Source organism: Peiella sedimenti, from assembly GCF_030504955.1.
Lineage (GTDB): Bacteria > Pseudomonadota > Alphaproteobacteria > Caulobacterales > Caulobacteraceae > Brevundimonas > Brevundimonas sedimenti.
Map to the genome: position 1 here is coordinate 286,744 of NZ_JAUKTR010000001.1, position 13,457 is coordinate 300,200.

Sequence of the window (13,457 nt, forward strand, 5' to 3'; positions counted from 1 at the left end):
CTGGATCAGCCCAGCACGCCGCCTAGGAGCCCGATGGCCGTGGTCGGCAGATAGGCCACGAGCGCCGCAAGAAAGGTCGCCAGTGTAAGGACGGCCGCCTTGACGACGCCCCCAAGGGTCGACCGGTACCACCTGCCCTTTCCGATCCTCAGGAAGGCGATGAAGGACAGGATGACCATGACCAGGCTCATCCAGCCGGCGGTTGCCGGCATGTAGGCCAGAAAGCCGATCGGCACGAACGGCAAGGTCCAGACGTTCAGGTAGTGGAAGGTGCCCCGGAACGCCCGTCGCCAACCCAGGTTTTCCGGATCCCACCAGCGGAGCAAGGGCGCTGACGCCAGCGCGTACAGGACCGCGTTGATGGGCACGAGGACCAGCGACATCCAGTTGTCGGCGTCGCTGAGGAAGACGTCCCGGCTCTTGCCCGAGCGGGCGATAAGCGGATCGAGCACCTCGGATCCCAACTGGCCCAGCATCAGCGTCGCCCCGCCCATCAGGAACAGCTGCAGCATCAGGATGCCGCACAGGGTGAAATAGAAGCGGAGGGGCCGCGCATACTCGCCGCCGCCGGTCGGGCCCAAGTTCATGTAAGCCTCGAGCATCGCCGCCGGACGCACGAACGCATCGCGGACGGTCCTCAGCTCCCGCCGGCCGAAGCCGGTGGTGTCCTCGCTGAGATGGTCAAGGCCGGGACTGGAATCTGGCTTGTCCGTCATCTGTCGCCCCCTGCGGCCTCACGCATCCAGCGCCGATAGTCCCGCTCAGCGAACGCCGGTCAAGGCCCTGGCGCCGTCTTGAACGCCTGCTCAAGGATTCGGCTTGACTCTCCCTCTTGAACGACCGTTCAATCCCGTCGTCCGAGAAGGAGGCGCCGATGGCCGACCCGAACGCCGAGCTGGCGACCATGATCGCCAATCTCGAGGCCAAGACCGGCCTGACGCTGGACGGCTGGACCGCCCTGGTCCGAACTCGGGGCCCCGAAAAGCATGGGCAGATCGTCGCCTGGCTGAAGTCCGAGCACGGCCTGGGTCACGGCTACGCCAATCTGGTGGCGCACAAGGCGCTGGGGTCGGACGCAGGCTCGCAGGGCGAGGACGACCTGCTGGCGGCCATGTTCGCGGGGCCGAAGGCGGCCATGCGGCCTGTCTATGATCGGGTGCTGGCGGTGCTGGACGGGCTGGAGGGCGTCGAGCTGGCGCCCAAGAAGGGCTATGTCAGTTTCCGCCGGTCCAAGCAGTTCGGCCTGGGCCAGCCTTCGACCAAGGACCGCTTCGACCTGGGGCTGAACCTGAAGGGCGTGGAGCCGGAGGGCCGGCTGGAGGCGGCCGGGTCGTGGAACGCCATGGTCACGCACCGGGTGCGGCTGGGCTCGGCCGAGGAGGTTGACGCGCAGGTGGCCGGCTGGCTGACCCAGGCCTGGGAGCGGGCGTGAGCAGCGCCGCCGAGGTCCGCGCCCGGGTCGTGGAGGCGGCCATGGAGCTGTTCTGGGCCAAGGGCTATGGCGGGACCTCCGTGGCGGAAATCCTGGCCAAGACGGACTTGAACGCCGGCAGCCTGTATCACGTGTTCCCGGGCAAGCAGGACGTGCTGATCGCGGTCCTGGAGGCCTATCGCGACGGCATCCGGCCGCGCCTCTTGGAGCCGGCCTGGCAGGGGGTGGAGGACCCCATCGAGCGGGTCTTCGCCCTGCTGGAGCACTACCGCCGCATGATCGTCGCCACCGACGGCGCCTTCGGCTGTCCGATCGGCAACCTGGCCCTGGAGCTGAGCGAGCCGGACCCGGCGGTGCGCGATCTGCTGGCGCTGAACTTCGACAACTGGGCCGCGGCCGTCACCGAATGCCTGGCGGCGGCGGGGGACCGCCTGCCCCCGGAGGTGGACCGTGACGAGCTGGGGGCCTTCGTCCTGACCACCATGGAGGGCGGGGTGATGCTGTCGCGCACGAACCGCGACGTGGCCTACTTCGACCGGGCCGTGAAGGTGCTGAGGCATTACTTCGATCTTTTGATCCGCGAAGGAGCGAGGGAGGGCGCGACATGAGGAAAACGACCCTGTGGGCGAGCGCCGTCGCGGCGCTGGCGCTTCTTGGGAGCGGGATAGGCGTCGCGGCGGCCGCCCAGGACCTGCCGATCGCGGCCGAGAGCCGGTCTGCGGCCTTTGACCCGCTGCTGCCGCTGATCGGCAAGACCTGGCGCGGGCGGGGCATCGGCGCGCAGGGCGTCGAGGACGTCGTCCGCTGGGAATGGGCCGTGGGCGGCCGTGCGGTGCGGACGGTCCACGCCGTCGCGGGCGGCGTCTATGGCGGGGAGACGCTGATCTTTCCAGACCGCGACACCGGCCAGCTGATCTTCCACTACTTCACCTCGGGCGGCTTCCATACGACCGGCGTCATTCGAGAGACGGCCCCCGGCGTTCTGGAGATCTCCGAGACAGTCCACGGCCTGGACGCCGTCGAGCAGCTGAGGTCGACGCTGGAGATCGAGGGCGACGTCTATCGGACGCGAACCCAGGTGGAGCGCGACGGGGGCCGGGCCGATTTCGGCGGCTTTGACTACCGGGCCGAAGCGGCGGCTTCGGGACCGCCGGACTGGTGGGACGCCCACGTGGCCCATCTGACCGAGGGCGGCGGCCGGTGGGTCACGCCCAACGCCTCGGCGGGGGACGATCCGCAACAGCCCAGCGCCTTCGCCCTGGAGTGGCGCGCCATCCATGACGGCAAGGTCCTGAGCGGCCGGCTGTTCGGTCTGGACGAGGCGGGCCGCGAAATCGCCGAATACTGGACCTTCCGCGAATACCACCATCCCGGCCGCGGGGCGGTGGTGGTGGAGCAGTGGGGACCGGGCGGCATCTATGGCGAGGGCGAGACGGTCTCGACCGAGCCGGGGCGGCGGCGCACCACCCAGACCTTCTGGATGCCGGACGGCCGCAGCTGGCGCGAGGGTCACGTGACCCTGGAGCAGGGCGACGTCCAGACCTCGGAAGTGTTCGATATCGACGCGGCGGGGGCCTGGACCTCTCGCATGTCCAACACCTGGCGCCGCGCGGCGTCCTGAACGGAAGGAGAGCCCATGCGGCGTCTTGTGACGATGATCTGCGCCGGCGCCGCGATGGCTCTGGCGGCGACCTCGGCCTCCGCCGAGGTGGTGGAGCAGCGGGACGACGGCTTCACCCTGCGCTTCGAGGCTCCGCTGACGGGCGAGCTGGATCACGCCTGGGCCACGGTCGGCCGCATCGGCGAGTGGTGGGAGGACAGCCACACCTATAGCGGCGACGCCTCGAACCTTACGCTGGACCTGAGCCCCGGCGGCTGCTGGTGCGAGACCCTGCCGGGTGAGACGCCGGGCGCGGTCAAGCACGGCGAGGCGGTGCTGATCTGGCCGGGGCGCACGGCCCGCTTCTTCGCGGCCCTGGGGCCGTTGCAGGCGACGGCGCCCTCGGCGGTGCTGACCATGACCTGGCCCGAGGGTGAGGACGGGGCGCGCAAGATCGTCTGGACCTATGTGGTCGAGGGCCGCGGCATGGGCCAACTGGCTACGGTGGTCGACGGAGTGATCGGCACGCAGTTCCGCAACTACGCCGCCCTGGCCAACGCGCCCGCCAACGGCTGATTAACAAAGACCTGCGCAGGCTGGTCCGCCATGACTGACCCGGCCGAGGTTCAGGAGTCCGCGCCCCCCACGGGCCGCGCGCGACGGGCGCTGCTCAAGCGCCTGGCCGATGTCGTGTCTCTGCCGGAAAGCCGGGTGAACGCCTTTGAACGCTCGGTGGTCGGCGACCTGCTGGTCGAGATCCTGAGCGCCGCGAGCGCCGAAGAGCGCGGCCGGGTGGCGGCGCGGATCACAGGCCTGTCGGAGACGCCCGCCAGCCTGGTGCGGCTGTTCCTGCGGGACGAGATGAGCGTGGCGGGGCCGTTCATCGAAGACTGCGCCTCGCTGTCCGATGCGGACCTGATCGCCTGCGCCCTGGAGTGCGGGCCTGAGCACCGCATCGCCATCGCCCGGCGCAAGCACCTGAGCGAAGCAGTCGGCGAGGTGATCATCGGGCGTCAGGAGGCCGAGGTGATGACCGCCCTGGCCCACAACCCCACGGCGAAGCTGTCCCAGTCGACGCTGGAGCTGATGGTGGCGGCGAGCCGGGACCTGACGGAGCTGGTCCCGCTGCTGCTCAAGCGGCCCGAGCTGAGGCCCGCGGGCGCCTATGTGATGTTCTGGTGGGCCGATGCGGCGGGGCGGCGGCTGATCCTGTCGCGGTTCGCCGTCTCGCGCGAGGTGATGCAGGAGGCCGTCGGCGACATCTTCGCCGCGGCGGCCGAGGAGGGCTGGAGCGATCCCCTGGCGCGCAAGGCCCTGCAGTTCATCGAGCGGCGGCAGAGAAACCGGGCCGCGGTGGACAAGAGCCCCTTCGACAGCCTGGACCAGGCGGTGGCGGCGGCCGAGGCCGGCATGACGCCGGACCTGGCGCGCGAGATCGGCTATCTGGCCGGCGTGAAGCCCACGACCGCGGCCAAGATCCTGTCGGACAAGGGCGGCGAGCCGATCGCCATCGTGTGCAAGGCCACCGGCCTGCCCAAGAGCGCGGCCCTGCAGATCTGGCGCGGGCTGCGCCGGCCTGAGACCAATGCGTCCGGCGAGACGGAAGAAGCGCTGGATCGGATGCTGACGACCTATGACATGATGTCGGTGGATCGCGCCCAGACTGTGCTGAGATACTGGAACTGGTCGCTGTCCTCGGCCCTTACGCCGGCTTTGTTGAAGGCGATACGCGAAGGCGACGAAAGCGGGTTCGAGGATTTCACAGCCGCGCAGAAAGCCGCCCTGCTGGCCTTTTCCACCGATCTTTAGACGGCCTGCGGGTTTTCTATCGGGGGTTGTTGATCTGCGGACGCACCCCGCAGACTATTTCTACAACTGATGCACTAGTCTTGTTGCAAGATTAGCCAAAGACCCGTAACAGGCCTCGCCATAAGTTGTCCTTCAAGCCAGGACGGGGCGCAGGATTCGGGAGAATGATCGCCATGGAAGACAATGCCGCCATCATCGAGATGACCGCCGACATCGTGTCGGCCTATGTCAGCAACAACAACGTGCAGGCTGCTGATGTGCCGGGTCTGATCCAAAGCATTCACGCGGCGCTGACCCAGGCCGCCACCGGCGCCACGGCCGAGCCGGAGCCCGAGCCCCAGGAGCCGGCCGTGCCGGTGCGCCGCTCGATCACGCCGGACTACCTGATCTGTCTGGAAGACGGCCGCCGCTTCAAGTCGCTGAAGCGCCACCTGCGCACCAAGTACGACATGAGCCCCGAGGAGTATCGCTCCAAGTGGGGCCTGCCCAAGGACTATCCGATGGTGGCGCCGAACTACGCCAAGGCCCGTTCGGACCTGGCCAAGCAGATGGGCCTGGGCCAGGGCGGCCGCAAGCCGGCCCGCGGCGGACGCAAGCCCGCGCGCTGATCCACCCATCGCCTAAGCATCGTGGACGCCCGCCGCAGGGGACCTAGCGGCGGGCGTTCTGCTGTCCGGAGCACCCTTGTCCACGGCGTCAGAAGCGGACGCGGCCTGCGTTCGCAAGGATTGAGCGCCTCGACATAGGAATATTATCCTCACTCTCGCCGATCCCGCCATGCTCGTGCGGCTCGGTAGAGGGAGTGACGGATGAACGGATGTGAGCCTGACCGCGCCAGAACGGCGCTGGTGGCGGACGTGGTGAGCCTGGCCACGGGGATCGAACCGGACGAGGTGCTGTCGGAGCGGCGTCTGCGGCCCGCCGCGGTTCGGGCCCGGCACATGGCCATGTACCTGGCCAATGTGGTCTATGGCTGGCCCCTGCAAAGAGTGGGGCAGGCGTTCGGCCGCGACCGCTCGACCGCCAGCCACGCCTGCGGCGCGATTGAGGACCTGCGCGACGACCCGGTGATGGACCGGCTGCTGGACCGGCTGGAGGCCTGTCTGCGCCACGCGCCGGGCGGCGACCTGTTCGAACAGGCGGGCGCATGAGGCGGCTGGCGTCGGAGCGCGAGCTGCTGACCCTGCTGGGCAGGGCGGGCGTCTGGCTGGATGAAACCCATGAGGGCTTTGTGGTGCGCACGTCGCCCGACCGGCGGCGCAGAGCCGTGGCCCAGGTCGGCGGGGTGGTGGTGCAGGGCCTGATGGAGGCGGATCGTCTGACGACCCTGCCGCGCGGGGGCTGGCGGCTGAGGACCGGGCAGGACGACGGCGGCCGCCCCGGCCTGGTCCCGGCCAGACGGGAGGTCGTCGAGAGCGACGGGCGGCGGGTCAGCCGCCGCGTCAATGCCGGCGAGTCGCCCCTGGCCTGGCTGGCGCGGCGCAGGGACGCGCGAGGACAGCCGTGGCTGACCCCGGCCCAGGCGGCGGCGGGAGAGCGGCTGCGCGAGGCCTTCGAGCGGGCAGGCGGCGGGCCGCGCGTGACCATGCGCTGGGACGCGGCGCCCGGCCAGGCGGGGTTTCGCCCCGGCGCCATGACGTCCGGCGACCTGGGGGTGGAGGCGCTGCGCCGGATCGAAGGGGCGTTGGCCGCCGTGGGGCCGGAGCTGCGCGGCCTGGTCGAGCGGGTGTGCCTGTACGGCAGCGCCCTGGAGGCCGCCGAGCGGGCCATGGGCCTGCCGCGGCGGTCGGGCAAGACCCTGCTGCGACTGGGCCTGCAGCGGCTGGCGGAGCACTATCGGCTGGTGTGAGCGGCCCGGCGCCAAAACGGCAAGATGGGACCGCGACAGCCGGTCAGAAAAGCGGAATGCTCAGCGGCCAGGTTAGGGCGTCGACACTGGAGGGCGGGATGATCCGATGGGCGGCGAGCCTCGGTCTGATCCTGGCGATCACGCTGGCCGCGCCGGGGGCCCACGGCCAGTCGCCCGCAGGCGCCTATGAGACGCTGAGGCTGATCGACGGCGTGCGGGTGCTGATGAACCCGGCGGATCACGCCAGCTTCGCCAGCAGCAATGTGGTCATCATCGAGCAGGCGGACGGCCTGGTCGTCGTGGACAGCGGCTTTTCGCGGGCCGATGGCGACCAGATCGTCAGCTACATCCGCTCGTTCACCGCAAAGCCGGTCAAGGCGCTGATCTACACCCACTGGCACAACGACCATCACCAGGGCGCCTCGCAGATCCAGGCGGCCTGGCCCCAGGTGCGGATCATCGCCACCGAGGCGGCCCGGCGCGGCATCGACGGCCCGGCCCGGCTGGAAGGGGTGGGCTATGAGACCAATCCCGCCTGGGAGGCGCTGCTTGCCGGCCAGTTGCGGGACGTGGCCGCCCGGTATCAAGAGGCCGCCGCCAACCCCGAGAACGACGCCTGGCGCCGCCATCGCTTCGGCCAGGCGGCGCAGCAGAGCCTGGACGGAATCCCCGCCCTGGTGGGGACGCGGCTGACGGCGCCGACCGAGCTGTTCACGGCCGACCTGGTCATCGACGACCCGCTGCGACCCGTGCACATCCGCCATCTGGGCCGGGCCAATACGGACGGCGACCTGATCGTCTGGCTGCCCAACCAGCGCGTGGTGGCCACGGGCGACATCGTCGTTTCGCCCATTCCCTTCGGCTTCGGCAGCTATCCGGGCGACTGGATCGAGACGCTGGGCCGGATCAAGGCCCTGGGCTTTCACGTGCTGATCCCGGGACATGGCCTGCCGCAGAGCGACAGCGCCTATATCGACCGGCTGATCGCGGCCATCGCCGACATCCGCACCCGGGTCGGCGCCCTGGCCGCCGAGGGGCTGACGCTGGAGCAGGTGCGCGAGCGGGTGGACTATGCGGAGCAGACCGCGATCTTCGGGCCCTCGCCGGCGCGGCAGGCCAACTTCCAGAGCCTGTGGCTGAGCCCCATGACCGAGAACGCCTACAAGGAGGCGACCGGCGTTCCCATCGTGCAGGGGCAGGGCGAACTGCCCTGAGGCCGCCGAGGGTCGCGCCCGGGGCGCGGCGCGTGACATTCGGCCCGGCGCAGGCTAGGTCCGCGCGCCATGTCAAAACCCGACCTCGCGGCGCAGGCGGCGCGCCGGCGCACCTTCGCCATCATCAGCCACCCGGACGCCGGCAAGACGACCCTGACCGAGCATCTGCTGCTGGCCTCGGGCGCGATCCGCCAGGCGGGCGCCGTGCGGGCGCGCGGCGAGAACCGCCGGACGCGGTCGGACTGGATGAAGATCGAGCGCGAGCGGGGCATCTCGGTCTCGGCCTCGGTGATGACCTTCGAGCGCGACGAGGTGGTGTTCAACCTGCTCGATACGCCGGGCCACGAGGACTTTTCGGAAGATACCTATCGGACGCTGACGGCCGCCGACGCGGCGGTCATGGTGCTGGACGCCGCCAAGGGCATCGAGCCCCAGACGCTGAAGCTGTTCGAGGTGTGCCGCCTGCGCGACATCCCGATCCTGACCTTCATCAACAAGATGGACCGCGAGGCGCAGGACCCCATGAGCCTGCTGGACGAGATCGCGGCCAAGCTGGCGCTGGACCCGGCGCCCCTGTTCTGGCCGGCGGATTCGGGCGTGCGCTTCCGGGGGATGCTGGACTTAAGGGGCGACCGTTTCCTCGGCTACGAGAAGGACCGCGATCAGGAGCACCCGGGGCCCTGTCCGCTGGCGGCGGCGACCAACCTGGCGCCGGACGAGCGGGCGATGCTGGTGGAGACGGCGGACCTGGTGCGCGAGGGCTATCCGTCCTTTGATCTGAAGGCGTTCCGCGAGGGGCACATGACGCCGGTCTATTTCGGCTCGGCGCTGAGGCATTTCGGGGTCGAGCAGCTGCTGGACGGGCTGGCGGACCTGGCGCCGTCGCCGCGGGCCACGCGGGCCGAGGTGGCCGGCCAGCCCGGCGAGATGCAGCCCGGCGACCGGCAGGTGTCGGGCTTCGTCTTCAAGATTCAGGCGAACATGGACCCCAACCACCGGGACCGGGTGGCCATGCTGCGGCTGTGCTCGGGCGAGTTCAAACGCGGCATGAAGCTGAAGGTGCAGGGCACGGGCAAACAGCTGACCGTCTCGGCGCCGGTGATGTTCATGGCCTCGGACCGGGAGCTGGCCGAGGAGGCCTATGCCGGCGACGTGATCGGGGTGCCGAACCACGGCGTGCTGCGCGTGGGCGACAGCCTGTCGGAGACGGGCCAGGTGCGTTTCGCCGGCCTGCCGGACTTCGCGCCGGAAATCCTGAGAAGGGTGCGGGTCAAGGATCCGCTGAAGGCCAAGCACCTGAAGAAGGCGCTGGAGAGCCTGGCCGAAGAGGGCGTGACCCAGCTGTTCCGGCCCGAGATCGGCGCGGACTTCATCGTGGGCGCCGTGGGCCAGCTGCAGTTCGAGGTCATGGCCGACCGGCTAGCCAACGAGTTCGGTCTGGAGGTGATCTTCGAGAACAGCCCCTTCTCGGAGGCGCGCTGGATCACGGGGCCGCAGGCCGAGATCGACGCCTTCGCCAACATCAACAAGACGGCCATGGCGCGGGACATCGACGGGCTGATGGTGTTCCTGGCCAAGTCGGCCTGGGACGTGAACTACGCCGCGGAAAAGCGGCCCGAACTGACCTTCAGCCGCACGAAGGAACGGGCCTAGGCCGGAACAATCCGGCCGATGAGGCGTCTCACCCTTGACCGGCCTGGCCTTTGCGAGGCCAAGTGCGGAAAGGGAGCGGCGAACCAAGCTGGGACGCCGCTGGTTGGCGAGGCGCATGATCGAAGCCCTGAAAGTGCTGTTCGGCCAGGCCGGCGCGGACGCCATGACGGCGGCCTCGGCGCTGGAGTTGGCGCCGCTGGAGCTGCTGTCGGCCCAGGCCGCGGGCGCCAAGCCCCTTGCCGCGACGGCCGTGCTGCGTGAGCAGGCGCGGCGGACCGGACGGCAGGCGCCGCTGGATCGGGCCGAAAGCCTGGCCGAACGTGAGATCGCCGGCGCGCGCGGGCGGCGGCTGCGCGCGGCGCGGCTGGACCTGGCGCGAACCCTGATGCTGAGGGCCGAGCTGTTCGGCCTGTCGGCTGTGCGCGAGCGGCTGGAGGCGGCGATCACGGCCTGTGGCGGCAACCGGTTGACCCCCGTGGAGGCGGCTGCGCTGGCGGGTCTGGTGGGGCGCAAGGCCGCGCTGGACGCCTATGCCGAAGAAACGGCCGAGGGTCTGTTGGCCGCCGGAGCCCTGCTGGACGCGGCCTGCGAGAAGCTGCGGCCGCTGCGCGCGACGGAGCCGGACGCGGCCGAGGCGCTGCTGGCGCGATCCGGGCTGGCCTTCATCGCCGGCGTCAAGCTGGGACAACCGGAGCTGCTGGATCAGGCGGGCGAGGATCTGCGCCTGATCGTGGAGGAGAACGACGAGGACTTGAGGCCCCTGACGCGGGCGCGGGCCTTGGCGCTGTGCGGGGCGGGCCTGTCGTTCCTGTCGGAATGGGCCGGAGACGACGCCGGCGTCGAGCGGGGCCTGGCCCTGATGGAGGCGGCCGCCGAGGTCTTCACCGAGGACCACAGCCCCCTGGACGCGGTGGCGGTGAACCTGAGCCTGGGCCTGGCCCTGGAGCGGGCCGGGGCCGACGGGCTGGCGCATCTGTCGCGCGCGGCGCTGGGCGCCGGCGGCGATGGCGCCCATGTGGAGTTGCGGGCCAGGGCGGCCTGGCTGGACGCGCGGCTGAGCCGGGCGGCCAGGGACCCGGCAAGGGCGCAGCGGCTGAAGCGCGAGCTGGTCACGGGCCTGGGCGCGCCGCGCAGTCAGGCCCAGCGGCTGCGCTGGGCCATCGATCAGATCGCCCTGGCGCGGTTGAGCGGCGAACGGCGGCCGGGCGCGGACATGGCGCTGCTGGAGGCCGAGGACATTCTCAAGGAGGCCGATCTGTTCGACCTGGCGCGTCGCGCCGGGGCCGAGCTGAAAGCCCCGCAGGGCAGCGCCGCGCCCTAGGCCTTATTACGCAGCGGCGGCCAGATCGGCGCCGCGGCGCATCTTCCAGAAACGCAGGGTGCGAAGGGCCGCGTCGCGCGGCAGTTCGGCGTAGAGGCGACCGTATTGCTGGGCCTTGCCCATGGCCTCGCCGTCGTCGTTGAGCAGGATCAGGGCGCAGGTCAGGAACAGGCCGCGGTCCAGATCCGCGGCGCGGCAGACCACCGCCAGGGCGTCGAGCTGGCGCCGGCTGACGATGTGGCGCGCGGTGACGAAATCGATGTCGGCCAGCTGGCTGAGGGCGATGAGGAAGTGGGTCTGGCCGCCCGAGCGCAGGAAGCGGGCCAGCATCTGCGGCGTCAGCTGCCCGGCGGCCTGCATCTCTTTCACATAGGCTTCGGCCTCGGCGTAGTCGGCCGGCAGGGCCCCGTCGAGGCGGGCGACGCGGTCGCGCCCGGCGTGAAGCGCGGCTTCCAGGGCGGCGGGGTCGAGGGTGGCGTTCTGCTGCAGGATGCGGGCGCGCAGGGAGGCCTCGACCGTGAAGTACATCTCGTTGAGCAGATCAGGCGGCAGGCTGGCGCGGTTGACCACCGCCTGGTGCAGCGCGGGGTTGGCCTGGGCGCGGTCGACCACCGTCTCGGCCGACTTGCGCGACAGGACGGCGCCCTCGTTGGCGAGGAGCACGTTCAGGGTCTGATCGTCGCCCCGCTCGACGATGACGTCGGCGACGGCCTCGGACACCTCGGGGCGGACCGAGACGGCGCGCAGGTGATCCTGGCCGCGCTCGCTGACCACGCGCATGAGATCCTGTTCGGTGAGCACCGGCGACTGGCTGAGCACCGGGGCGGCCACGTCGATCTCGTCCATGGCCAGGGTGCGCACCAGTTGCAGGGGCGCATGGGGCGAGGGGGCGAAGCGGGCGGCCAGCTCGGCGCGGACCGCCACCTCCATGTCGCGCGACAGCTGGGCCAGAACGGCGCCGTAGAGGTCGTTCTCCGCGCCAGAGGCGGGCGCGGGCGCGCCGAAGAAGATGTCGGTCACCTCGCGCAGCAGCTCGCGCCGCTTCTCGCTGGATGGCTCCTTGGCCAGGGCGATGAGGTCGGTCAGACGCGTCTCGGTCACGGCAGGTCGCTCTCGACGGCGGCCACCATGCGGCCGTTGCGCACGACGGCGGGCGCCTCGGGCGGAGCCGCCAGATCCTGGGTCTCGGTCGTGACCGACACGAGTTCCGAGGGGGGATCGTTCAGGTCGATGGAGGCGGGCATGGCGATGGGGTCGGGCTGGCGGCCCTGCTCGCGGTGCGTGGAGTAGAAGCGCACGCCGTCGGGGCGCGCGGCGGGCTGTTGCGGCTGGGCAGGGGCGGCGGCGGGCCCCTGGGCGCCGGTCAGCCGGAAGATGGGCGCGTCACGGCGCGGCGCCATGGGATCGGCGGCCGGGACCGGCTGGGGCCGCTGGGGCGCGGGCGCGGCTGCGGGCTGGACCACGGGCGGCGGCGCGGCCATGACCGGCGCCGGAGCAGCCTGGAGCGGCTGAACGGGCGCGGCCTGGAGTGGGGCGCCGATGGGACGGTTGGGGCGGCGAGCCGGAGCGCTGGGCGTCGGAGCAGCGGTCGCCGGAGCCGCCGCGCGTGCGGGCGTCGCGGGCTTGCCCGGCCAGGTGAGGTAGCGCAGGCCCATGCGCTCGGACGGACGAGCGACGGCCTGGGGTGCGGCCTGGGCCAACGCCTGGGACGCCCCGGCAAGGGCGGCGAGGCCGATCAGAATGGCTGTGGCGCGGCGCATAGCGGACTTCCCGACAGAGCCTCCACGTTAAGGATCAGGGCCTTAATCGCGGCCTAACGCCGATCCTTTCCAGAAGGCGAACGCGGACCGCTCGAGCCGTTGCAGGACGAGGTTGAGGGCAAGGCCCAGCAGGGTCAGGACCAGAAGGGCCCCGAACATCTCGGCCGTGCGCAGGCGATTGCCCGCCTCAAGAATTCTGAACGCCAGGCCCTGATGGGCGCCCGAGCCGGAGACGAACTCGGCCACCACGGCGCCGACCACCGCCAGATTGGCCGAGACGCGCACGCCTTCAATGAGATGGGGCACGGCCGAGGGGGCGCGCAGGCGGGCGAGCCGCTGAAGGGGCGAAGCGCCGTAGAGGCTGAAGAGGCGCTCCAGGTTCGGATCGGCGGCCTTGAGGCCGGTCAGGGCGCCGGAGAAGACGGGGTAGAAGGCGACGATGGCCGCCAGGGCCACGGTGGCCCGCCCGGCATGGTCGAGCCCGGCCCAGACCACCAGCAGGGGTGCGATGGCGACCACGGGCGTGACCGACAGGGCGATGGCCAGGGGGCGCACCATGCGCTCGGCGAAGGGGCTGAGGGACAGGGCGGCGGCCAGGATCAGGCTGAGGATGACGGCGATGGCGAGGCCCTTGAGCGCCACCAGAAAGGTCGTGCCGGCCGAGGCCAGCAGCACCGGCCAGGTGTCCTGAAGCGCGGCCCAGATCAGGGTGGGCGAGGGGAGGAGATAGGGGGGCGGCTGGGTCAGCCGGCAGAACCCCTCCCACAACAGCAGGAGCAGCAGGGGGCCGAGCAGGGCGGGCAGGAGGCGCCTCACGGG

Annotated in this window: 15 protein-coding genes; 11 read left to right on the forward strand and 4 right to left on the reverse strand. The window is 70.9% G+C overall.

All coding sequences use genetic code 11. The annotated features are described in order from the left end of the window. Window positions 1-5 precede the first annotated feature (5 nt). Complete coding sequence (locus tag Q0812_RS01405) at window positions 6-716, reverse strand: hypothetical protein (protein ID WP_302108506.1); 711 nt, start codon at window positions 714-716, stop codon at window positions 6-8. A gap of 158 nt (window positions 717-874) precedes the next feature. Here Q0812_RS01405 and Q0812_RS01410 point away from each other — a divergent pair, with 158 nt between their 5' ends. The 11 genes from Q0812_RS01410 to Q0812_RS01460 all read left to right on the forward strand — a co-directional run bounded on the left by Q0812_RS01410 (window position 875) and on the right by Q0812_RS01460 (window position 10,878). Next, entirely contained in the window at window positions 875-1,432 is a 558-nt protein-coding gene (locus tag Q0812_RS01410) for a DUF4287 domain-containing protein (protein ID WP_302108507.1), read from the forward strand. Next, window positions 1,429-2,040, forward strand: coding sequence for a TetR/AcrR family transcriptional regulator (locus Q0812_RS01415; RefSeq protein WP_302108508.1), 612 nt, complete (start codon window positions 1,429-1,431; stop codon window positions 2,038-2,040). The genes Q0812_RS01410 and Q0812_RS01415 overlap by 4 nt, the downstream gene beginning before the upstream one ends. After that, window positions 2,037-3,053, forward strand: coding sequence for a hypothetical protein (locus Q0812_RS01420; protein ID WP_302108509.1), 1,017 nt, complete (start codon window positions 2,037-2,039; stop codon window positions 3,051-3,053). The genes Q0812_RS01415 and Q0812_RS01420 overlap by 4 nt, the downstream gene beginning before the upstream one ends. Window positions 3,054-3,068: 15 nt before the next feature. Then, window positions 3,069-3,608 carry an ATPase gene (locus Q0812_RS01425; protein ID WP_302108510.1) on the forward strand — a complete coding sequence of 180 codons (540 nt, stop codon included), beginning with the start codon at window positions 3,069-3,071 and terminating at the stop codon, window positions 3,606-3,608. Window positions 3,609-3,638: 30 nt separating this feature from the next. Further along, entirely contained in the window at window positions 3,639-4,841 is a 1,203-nt protein-coding gene (locus Q0812_RS01430) for a DUF2336 domain-containing protein (RefSeq protein WP_302108511.1), read from the forward strand. Window positions 4,842-5,014: 173 nt separating this feature from the next. Continuing rightward, window positions 5,015-5,449: a Ros/MucR family transcriptional regulator gene (locus Q0812_RS01435; protein WP_302108512.1), complete on the forward strand. Its 435-nt coding sequence runs from the start codon at window positions 5,015-5,017 to the stop codon at window positions 5,447-5,449. 201 nt (window positions 5,450-5,650) lie between these two features. Continuing rightward, window positions 5,651-5,992 (forward strand): helix-turn-helix domain-containing protein, encoded by a 342-nt coding sequence (locus Q0812_RS01440; protein WP_302108513.1) that lies wholly within the window; start codon window positions 5,651-5,653, stop codon window positions 5,990-5,992. Beyond that, entirely contained in the window at window positions 5,989-6,690 is a 702-nt protein-coding gene (locus tag Q0812_RS01445; protein ID WP_302108514.1) for a DUF6456 domain-containing protein, read from the forward strand. The genes Q0812_RS01440 and Q0812_RS01445 overlap by 4 nt, the downstream gene beginning before the upstream one ends. Before the next feature lie 98 nt (window positions 6,691-6,788). Then, window positions 6,789-7,904: an MBL fold metallo-hydrolase gene (locus tag Q0812_RS01450; RefSeq protein ID WP_302108515.1), complete on the forward strand. Its 1,116-nt coding sequence runs from the start codon at window positions 6,789-6,791 to the stop codon at window positions 7,902-7,904. 69 nt (window positions 7,905-7,973) lie between these two features. Further along, window positions 7,974-9,557, forward strand: a complete 1,584-nt coding sequence (locus tag Q0812_RS01455; protein ID WP_302108516.1) for a peptide chain release factor 3 — start codon at window positions 7,974-7,976, stop codon at window positions 9,555-9,557. Window positions 9,558-9,672: 115 nt separating this feature from the next. Next, entirely contained in the window at window positions 9,673-10,878 is a 1,206-nt protein-coding gene (locus Q0812_RS01460; RefSeq protein WP_302108517.1) for a hypothetical protein, read from the forward strand. Window positions 10,879-10,884: 6 nt separating this feature from the next. On the opposite strand, the gene Q0812_RS01465 is transcribed toward Q0812_RS01460, so the two are convergent. Genes Q0812_RS01465 through Q0812_RS01475 form a run of 3 tightly spaced genes read right to left on the reverse strand, consistent with a single transcriptional unit; the run spans window position 10,885 to window position 13,454 of the window. Then, on the reverse strand, window positions 10,885-11,979 hold the full coding sequence (locus tag Q0812_RS01465; RefSeq protein WP_302108518.1) for a DUF2336 domain-containing protein: 1,095 nt from the start codon (window positions 11,977-11,979) through the stop codon (window positions 10,885-10,887). Then, window positions 11,976-12,638 carry a hypothetical protein gene (locus tag Q0812_RS01470; protein ID WP_302108519.1) on the reverse strand — a complete coding sequence of 221 codons (663 nt, stop codon included), beginning with the start codon at window positions 12,636-12,638 and terminating at the stop codon, window positions 11,976-11,978. Before Q0812_RS01470 ends, Q0812_RS01465 begins: the two co-directional genes overlap by 4 nt. 42 nt (window positions 12,639-12,680) lie before the next feature. Further along, window positions 12,681-13,454, reverse strand: a complete 774-nt coding sequence (locus Q0812_RS01475) for an ABC transporter permease (RefSeq protein WP_302108520.1) — start codon at window positions 13,452-13,454, stop codon at window positions 12,681-12,683. Window positions 13,455-13,457 lie beyond the last annotated feature (3 nt).